At 47.4% G+C, this 7,910-nt stretch carries 8 protein-coding genes; all 8 read right to left on the minus strand.

From position 1 onward, the window contains the following. On the minus strand, positions 1 to 246 hold a 246-nt coding region (gene tnpB / locus A3GG_RS0110760; protein WP_018357802.1), incomplete at its 3' end, for an IS66 family insertion sequence element accessory protein TnpB. A 171-nt stretch (positions 247 to 417) separates the two neighbouring features. Continuing rightward, positions 418 to 987 carry a DJ-1 family glyoxalase III gene (locus A3GG_RS0110765; protein ID WP_018359297.1) on the minus strand — a complete coding sequence of 190 codons (570 nt, stop codon included), beginning with the start codon at positions 985 to 987 and terminating at the stop codon, positions 418 to 420. Positions 988 to 997: 10 nt separating this feature from the next. After that, positions 998 to 1,822 carry a cell envelope integrity protein TolA gene (gene tolA / locus A3GG_RS0110770; RefSeq protein ID WP_018359298.1) on the minus strand — a complete coding sequence of 275 codons (825 nt, stop codon included), beginning with the start codon at positions 1,820 to 1,822 and terminating at the stop codon, positions 998 to 1,000. 3 nt (positions 1,823 to 1,825) lie between these two features. Further along, positions 1,826 to 2,236 (minus strand): ExbD/TolR family protein, encoded by a 411-nt coding sequence (locus A3GG_RS0110775; protein ID WP_018359299.1) that lies wholly within the window; start codon positions 2,234 to 2,236, stop codon positions 1,826 to 1,828. Beyond that, positions 2,233 to 2,964 (minus strand): MotA/TolQ/ExbB proton channel family protein, encoded by a 732-nt coding sequence (locus tag A3GG_RS0110780; protein ID WP_018359300.1) that lies wholly within the window; start codon positions 2,962 to 2,964, stop codon positions 2,233 to 2,235. The genes A3GG_RS0110775 and A3GG_RS0110780 overlap by 4 nt, the downstream gene beginning before the upstream one ends. Positions 2,965 to 2,986: 22 nt before the next feature. After that, positions 2,987 to 3,703 carry a pyridoxine 5'-phosphate synthase gene (locus tag A3GG_RS0110785; RefSeq protein WP_018359301.1) on the minus strand — a complete coding sequence of 239 codons (717 nt, stop codon included), beginning with the start codon at positions 3,701 to 3,703 and terminating at the stop codon, positions 2,987 to 2,989. A gap of 5 nt (positions 3,704 to 3,708) precedes the next feature. Beyond that, positions 3,709 to 4,920, minus strand: a complete 1,212-nt coding sequence (locus tag A3GG_RS0110790) for a bifunctional 3,4-dihydroxy-2-butanone-4-phosphate synthase/GTP cyclohydrolase II (protein ID WP_018359302.1) — start codon at positions 4,918 to 4,920, stop codon at positions 3,709 to 3,711. A gap of 21 nt (positions 4,921 to 4,941) precedes the next feature. Further along, positions 4,942 to 6,966 (minus strand): LptF/LptG family permease, encoded by a 2,025-nt coding sequence (locus A3GG_RS0110795; protein ID WP_018359303.1) that lies wholly within the window; start codon positions 6,964 to 6,966, stop codon positions 4,942 to 4,944. Positions 6,967 to 7,910: the final 944 nt, after the last annotated feature.

A 7,910-nucleotide genomic window follows, 5' to 3' on the forward strand; every position in this document is an offset into this window, starting at 1 on the left:
TTTGACAAACACCTTATGGCTTATCCGACCACATTCCAGGCGTTTATGGTAAATCACATACCCGCCCCGTTCCCAGTGGAGCAATTTCATCGTAGTCCTCGACCTATTGATAAACACAAACACATCCCCCTCTAAAGGATTGCGACCATCTCTAAGAATGATCCCCTCCAAACCTCCAAACCCTTTCCTCAAGTCAACGCCACTAATAAACAGGAAAAAGCAATTGCTTTCATTTAGATTAAACATAAATCGTAGTCATCTAATACCTGAACAACTTCCAACCGCAAAGATGACTATAATAATAAACCGACACAATACGCCCGTTTTGGGAGAGTTACCATAGGTCTATTAGTGCCAAGTATAAAGGGGCTACCCGCACAGTGCGGATAGCCCCTTTATCTATATAGCCTTTAGCTATTACTCTTCTTCTAGTTCCTCTGTGATAAGAAGCCCTTCGGCAACTTCGTAAGCCTTCTCGTAGCCCTCTAGTTCGCCCAAGATAGCAGCACCGAAATTGAAGACGTAACCAGGTCCACGCCCAGTAATCACCTTGTCATCTACTACAGCGGGTTTTGCCATATACTTAGCGCCCATGAGTTCGGACTCAAAGCCGGGGTAGGAGGTCGCCTTTTTACTTTCGAGCAACCCCATTCTACCAAGTACGAGTGGTGAAGCACACATTGCCGCAACATACTTTCCAGCCTCATGGTGGCGAGTAACGATACTACGCAAATCCTTACTCTCATAGAAATTGGTAGCTCCTGGCATTCCGCCAGGGAGCACTACAGCATCGACGAGTTCGTCCTTTACTTCCTCAATACTATAGTCAGCACAAAGCCTGAGTCCGTGAGACGATGTCACCTCTTTCTCCTTGTAAATAGAGACGAAGTGCGCATCCACACCCCCACGACGTAGAGTGTCTAGTATCCCTACAGCTTCTGTCTCCTCCGTGCCATTAGCAACGAAGATAAAAACTTTCTTTCCCATACTTTTACTTTTACTTTAGTCTAAATCTATATGTAATCGTACCAGTCTGATTATTCAGCCCATCGATAGCATTGAAGCGCGTAGCCTTAGCTGCACTTAGGGCGCTATTACGGAGGGTTTGGTTGCCAATAGTAGTACCAGCACCTATAAGCGCTTGTATGACTTGTCCCTGAGGATTGACCGTGATATTAATCACGATATCGCCCTCCTCTTGTACATTATAACTCGGGCGCTGAAGACCTCCACTGCCTAGGCTACGACCGTCTAGAGAGAAGCTGCCGAAGCCGCCTACTCCTGCATTGACACCACCCGACTGCACATTACCATCTGGAGAACCCGCTCTTCCAGGTGCTGCCATGGGATCGCTTCCTGTACCTGACTTACCAGTACCACCGAAAGCACCCGATACATTCTTCTTTATCTGTTCTCTTCTGCGCTGTTCCGCTAGTTCCTTCTGCCTAAGTTGTTCCTCAGCCCTTTGGCGCTCCAGTCTCTGTTGTTCCGCTTTCTGTCGCTCTTTCTGCTCCTTCTTATTATCAGGTGGAGTAGTCATAGGAGGAGCTTCGGGCGTCTCCTGAGTGAGTACTCGCTCTTCCACCACAGGCTCCGGTGTAGGTTGCGGTTCTTGTGGAACGAAGTCGGGATCCAGCTGATGCGGCATGAACATCCCGCTCGCTAGCTCGGCATCTCCGATATTAACCAAGATACCGCCCTGCTCTTCAGGGACTACGCTTTGGAGGTAGATAAATAGTAACCCCGCCAATGCCAGAGCGTGCACCACAACAGTTACTACTAGTGCAATTGCCCTATTCTTATAGTTGTCCTTATCTAGCATAGCTTACTCCAATGGTCTTGTGGCCAACACCATCTGATACTTATGCTCTACTGCGATGTTAAGCAGACGCACAATCTCTCGATACGATACCTCCTCATCGGCATAGAGCGCTACATACATGTCGGGGTTCGCAGCCTTAGTTGCCTCTAGGTAAGGAGCGATCTCCTCGAAGCTTACCTGGCGGTCATCTTCACCCTCTACGCCGACGAAGTACTTCATATCCTCAGTGAGCACGATACGCGTGATAGGACGAGGCGTACTCTGTTGGCTCGACTGCGGCAGTGTTACTTTGAGGGAGCTTGGCACCACGAGCGTACTACTTACCATAAAGAAGATAAGAAGCAGGAATATGGTATCCGTCATGGATGCCATACTAAAGACTTCCATTGCCTTACTCTTACGCTTTAGTTTCATCGCTTAGCTGTTGGCTCATTAATTAGATCCATAAACTCCAACGTCTCCTGTTCCGACTTCGTGATCACCTCATCCACCTTAGCGATAAGATAGTTATATGCGAAAAGAGCTAAGATACCTACAATCAGACCACCTACTGTGGTCACCAACGCCTCATATATACCAGACGACAGCAAGCTAATATCTACAGACGACCCTGCACTAGCCATATTGAAGAACGCCTTAATCATACCCGTAACGGTACCCAAGAAACCAATCATCGGTGCGCCTGAGGCTATGGTAGCGAGGGCAGGCAACCGCTTCTCCAGCTTAGCCACCTCGATATTACCCACATTCTCTACCGCCATCTGGATATCGCCAATAGGTCTGCCGAGCCTCTGTATACCCTTCTCTATCATCCTCGCTCCAGGAGTCTTCTTAGAGCGACAAAGGTCTATTGCTGACTGTATCTTACCCTCGCGGATATAGTCCCTTATCTTACTCGTAAAGTCGGGATCCTTGCGCGCCATACTCTTGAGGAGCAACAACCGCTCCACGAAGATATAAAGAGCAAGTAGCGATAGCAATAGCAGCACCACCATAATCCATCCTCCCTTCATCGCCAGTTCCCATACAGAGAGGCGCTCCATCGTATCGGCTACAGTCGTAGTAACCGCAGCGCCATTCGAGAGATCCGGCATAGCATTCACTAGTGTATCTCCCGCCACCTGTAATGTCATATTCAGCATAATCCTATCAATAATCTAATTATCATCTCAAACACTCTAAATACCTCCGTACTGTCTCCTCCATCCCCAAGTAAAGGGCGTCACAAATCAACGCATGACCGATAGAAACTTCTGCTAGATTAGGCAATCGCTGAGCCAGATAACGCAGATTATCCAAGTCCAAGTCGTGACCTGCATTCACCTCCAAGCCAAGATCACCTGCTACCCTAGCGGCTTCGGCAAAGGGTTGTACTGCAGTCTCTCTATCCTCATGGTACTTCGCAGCATAGGGCTCAGTATAGAGCTCTATCCTATCCGTGCCCACCTCTCGAGCAGCTCTAATATTCTCAAGGTCGGTATCTACGAATATAGAAGTCCTTATACCACGCCCTTTGAGCTGCCCTATGATATCTCTAAGAAAGTCGAAGTGCTCTCGGACAGCCCAGCCAGCATTACTGGTGAGAACCCCAGGTGGGTCAGGCACGAGGGTGACCTGCGTAGGCTGAACCTCTAGAACCAACTTCATAAACTCGGGCGATGGATAGCCCTCAATATTAAACTCCGTTGTTACTACCTTCTTAAGCGCATACACATCGGCATAGCGAATATGTCGCTCATCGGGGCGAGGGTGTACTGTGATACCTTCCGCACCAAACCGCTCAATATCCTTAGCCATCTGTATCACGTCGGGGTTATTACCTCCACGAGCATTACGAATAGTCGCAATTTTATTGACATTTACACTTAACCTCGTTACCATACGCCTTAGATATCCTTAAGTTTATGTCCCATCTTCTCCTTCTTTGTCTTCAGATAGTCGTGGTTATGCTTATTAGCCTTTATCTCCAAGGGTACCACCTCCGACACCTCTAGTCCAAAGCTCTCTAGCCCAATCCTCTTCACTGGGTTATTCGTCATTAAGCGCATCTTAGTCACCCCTAACTGACGGAGTATTTCTGCACCTACGCCATAGTCGCGCTCATCGGCACGGCAACCCAAATGAATATTTGCCTCCACAGTATCCATCCCTTCCTCCTGCAGCTTATAGGCAGCTATCTTCTTCATCAGACCGATACCCCTACCCTCCTGTTGGAGGTAGACAATCAGCCCTCTGCCCTCCTGCTCTATCTTACGCATAGCCTCATGGAGCTGGTCTCCACACTCACAGCGGTACGAACCAAAGATATCGCCAGTCATGCAACTACTATGCATGCGAATCAAGACTGGTTCCGCACCCGATATATCACCCTTAATGAGCACTGCGTGCTCCATACCATTGCTCTTCTGCTTAAATGGGATAACCCTAAAGTCACCATACTGTGTCGGCAAGTGTGCCTCCACACCTCTCTCCACCAAGCTCTCAGAGCGCAGACGGTACTTAATAAGATCCGCAATCGTCACTATCTTCATCCCATACTTCTGGGCTATTACCTGCAGCTGAGGCATACGTGCCATCGTGCCATCCTCATTGATAATCTCTATCAGGCAAGCCACGGGCTGCAGCCCTGCAAGTCTACACAAATCCACCGAAGCCTCAGTGTGTCCTGCCCTACGCAGTACCCCTCTACTTCTTGCCCTTAGTGGGTTGATGTGCCCAGGACGACCTAAATCCGTAGCCTTCGTACTAGGGTCTGCCAAAGCCTTTATTGTAGTCGCCCTATCATACATAGATACCCCAGTCGTCACCCCCTTACCCAGTAGATCTACCGTCACCGTAAAAGGTGTCTCATGAAGTGAAGTATTATCTGGCACCTGCATAGGCAGTTCGAGCTCCTCACAGCGCTCCTCCGTCATTGGCGTACAGAGTACCCCTCTTCCGTTACTCATCATAAAATTGATAATCTCAGGGGTTACCTTCTCTGCTGCGATGATAAAGTCGCCCTCATTTTCACGGTCCTCATCATCCACTACAATAACAATCTTGCCCTCTCGAAAGTCCTCTATAGCCTCCTCAATAGTACTCAACTTAAATTCCATTTTCTATTTCAATATCAAGACTTATACTTTTTCCTGTTCTATCCTATCAATATCCCTGCCCACTACTTGGTTAGTCTCAATCACCCTATTCCAAGCCGCCATACCTCTACGGTACCTTAGGAGGTACACCATATAGCACACTACACCTATCGGCAAGAGCCACATCAGAGCTCTATTGACTAGCTTATTTCTACTCCTCCACGCCCTCATTACATCTAGCAGATAAGGGTAAGCATTGAGGTGCTCCACCAGCTGATAATCCCTACTATAGCTTAGCTGCCCCACCAATTGCTCCAGCTGAGTCACCAACCGACGTCTCACCTCAAAGTGCGCATCATCGAGGAAGAAGCGGAGATAGCCTATACGCCCAGCATGCTTTAGCTCAGGCACAGTCTCCTCGAGGGAGACCATCGCGCCTCGAGACGCAGCATAATCGACAGTCTGCATACTCACTTCTCTAAATGGTACCACCCGCTTGGTGCCAGCCATAATATAACGCTTCCAGAAGAGCCCTATACTATCCAGACTAAACCTATTGGTATCCTTGGTTGCAAGCAGACACAAACCAAGTCCTACGGGGATAAGTACGATATTGGGCAACCACATACCAAACCAATTGACTAGTGTCCCCTCACGTACCATCTTAATACCAGTAGTCTCTAGTATATAAAAGATGATGAAAAAAGATACCGCTACCAAGAATGGCACACCCATACCACCCTTACGGATCAAAGCACCCAGTGGAGCGCCTATCAGGAAGAAGGCGATACAAGCCACGGGATAGGTAAACTTACGCCAGTACTCCGCCTCGTTCTTTCGCTTCAAGTCGGCTTGCTCCCTTTGCGCCTCCACAGAGAAATAAGTATCATTCTGGAAGTTTGCCAGCAGTGCTATCGCACGGTCATAGATTTCGCTAGCAACGGCTGCACCCACATGATCTAGTTTTCCTACCATAGAGTACTCTGCCCTAGATGCCTTTGGCAATTGGGCAAAAGCATTAGGAGCATCAGGCTCCACCCTCGGTGCAACAGCCTGAGTCCCCTCCGAATCCTCGGGAACTACCTCTGTGGGGTATACCTCCGTAGCCACACGAGTCACCGTAGGGACTCGCTCCGCACGGCTCATGGTCTGGAAATAGTTATTGGCAAGTAATAATGTATGCCTATTTACCTCAGATAGCGAGTCGATACTCACCTGAAGTGAATCAGTATACGCTTTTAGTTCCATCACATTCTTACCTACGAACTGGCTGGTCAGCACCGACTCATCTATCATGCTAAGGTCGCTATTGAAAGGGATGTGTAGCTCCTTAAATCCAAACCGTTCACGCACGAAAGGACGATCTGCAGAGCTCTCGTACACCTCATCCCTCTGGTTCAGATTCCTAAACGACTCCCCATGGTACAGCTCTAATATCAACTCAGCACCACTTGGCGTAGTATAGAGGCGACCACTATCTGCTACTACCACCATAGAGTTCTCAAAGCCTTCGGAATAATCGTAGAGCATCATTCCATACATCATCTTTGCCTCGCTATCCTTACGCTCCACGTACACACTATAGTTGGGCAAGTCTTTGTAGAAACTCCCTTCGGGGATTGCCAGCTCGGGCGACTTATTACGTATCGAGAAGTAGTACTGCCAAAACTTCACTTGGCTCGTAATCATCCAGTCGTTCTGAAACACAAATACCCCAACGGCGAGTGCTACCACAACCCAAAAGATAGGCTTAAAGATTTTCCACAATGGTATTCCTGCCGCTTTCATGGCAAGTAGCTCCATCCGATCACCTAGGTTGCCAAACGTCATCAGTGAAGCGACTAGGACACCTAACGTCAGTGCCAACGGCACCATCGTCATAGATGCGAAGAAGAGGAGCTTCAATAGTACGACACCATCCACACCCTTACCTACGAGGTCGCCAATAGACTGCCATAAGAACTGCAATACCACAACGAAGAGAGAGACAGCAAAGCCCCCAGCTAGCAGTGGTAAAAAACTCTTGATGATATATAGGTATAGCTTCTTTGGCGCTAATCTCTTCATCACTCTCTATAATATGCTCATACGTATCCTACAAGTCCAACGCTCAGCCCTACTCCCTGCCACAAAATTACGAAAAATAACCCATATACGCTTCCAAGGACGATTTGTGAAGAAAAATCTATACCGACGAGTAAGAAGGCGTATCTACAGGACTAAAAGGTCAACCACTTAGTGCGCATAGTCAAGTAAATAAGGAAGTGAGAGTCAACCGACCAGTAAACCCTCAGGCATACAAGGTCAACCAGATAGTTAAAATACCCAGAAAATAGCCAACCCTCTCAGGAAAAACGCCCTTCAGGGGAGGCGAAAAAACTTTTACCCCTACCCGTTGACCGCCCTAGGTATACCCCATGACCATTTAATATATATCAAATAGGGGAATTAATATATACTAAATAACACAATTAATATATATCAAATCACCCATTTAGTATATATTAAATGGTCATCCAAGATATAAAGAAAGCGCAACCGCTTTACAGTCAACGCTTTTGCCCTATCGAAAGCAATTTCGGCAACACCCGAAACAGCTAAAGCATATAATCCTTCTCACTAGCGACCAATACCACACATAACCGCACCTATAGCGCACCGAATTTGCCCCTCTCAACAACATTAAAGTAAGCCTCATCCGATATTCTGGGTGATGGCGGTTACCGTGATACCTTGAGACTCCTGCGTCAGCTTGTATACACCAANCATCTTGCGGGATGAAATCCGCAAGATATGGGCGACGGGGTTATTTTTCTCTTTGAAAATTTGAAAGAAAACTGGAAATCCATTATAATTGAGCGAATTATCCACTAAACGCTTAATTACACAATGGATACCAGTTTTCTACGACATGTATATGGGCTTCTTGGAGTCAAATGTACTGCTACACACTACAAAACTAACAAAATAGTTTTAGATATAGAGTATTCTAAAACGAAAAAGAGGTGCCC

The organism is Porphyromonas levii DSM 23370 (assembly GCF_000379925.1).
GTDB lineage: Bacteria > Bacteroidota > Bacteroidia > Bacteroidales > Porphyromonadaceae > Porphyromonas_A > Porphyromonas_A levii.